The 705-nt window shown below is 45.7% G+C and carries 1 protein-coding gene; it reads right to left on the bottom strand.

Going from position 1 to position 705, the window contains the following annotated elements; genetic code table 11:
- Positions 1-705: AMP-binding protein (locus tag A3729_RS27295; RefSeq protein ID WP_156498169.1), on the bottom strand; the 705-nt coding region annotated here is incomplete at both ends.

Raw genomic sequence — 705 nt, 5'->3', positions numbered from 1 at the left:
TTGGTACCAGGCAATCGTATCTTGACTTAGTGGTGCAGAGCCACTCGCAGCATAGCGTACATCCTGCAGACCAAGCGTCTTCAATACGCGTTTTTTCATATAGCCTGACAGTAAAGGAATCTTCATCAAACGATCGAGCTTTTGTTTTGGCATCTTGGCAAAGACACCTGTCTGGAATATTGTCCAAATTCGAGGAACCGCCAGGAACAAGGTAGGGTTTGCTCGGTTCAAGTCAGCGACAAAGGTATCGAGTTTGTCGGCGAAAAATAATTGAAAGCCAACAGATATAGAGGCCATTTCGACTACAAAACGCTCCATCACGTGTGCCAAAGGAAGGTAAGAAAGCATTCTGTCTTGATCAGTCACTTTTAATGAGGCTATCGCGCCTTGTGCAGCATAGGCCATGCTATGGAAAGATAGCATCACGCCTTTGGGGTTCCCGGTGCTACCAGAGGTATAAACAATCGTGGCGATTTCATCTGCTTCGCGAGCTGTATTTTCACTTAAGGCTTCATTCTTTGCGACAATCTGATCCCAGCTAGTATACTTTTGCTGCACTTCTTCCGGGCTTAAGTCAAAGGAAATACAGGGTAAGCTTTCTGGAATACCGTCTTTCATATCGTCCCAATCATCAAGCTTACCAGCGAATAGGACTTGTGCTTCGGAATGCTCAAGTATATAGCTGACGGTATCGGCGTTTAGGGT

The sequence above is a fragment of the Oleiphilus sp. HI0043 genome (assembly GCF_001634935.1).
The sequence above is the reverse complement of the archived record's forward strand: the minus strand, read 5'-3'. Positions and strand labels throughout refer to the sequence as shown.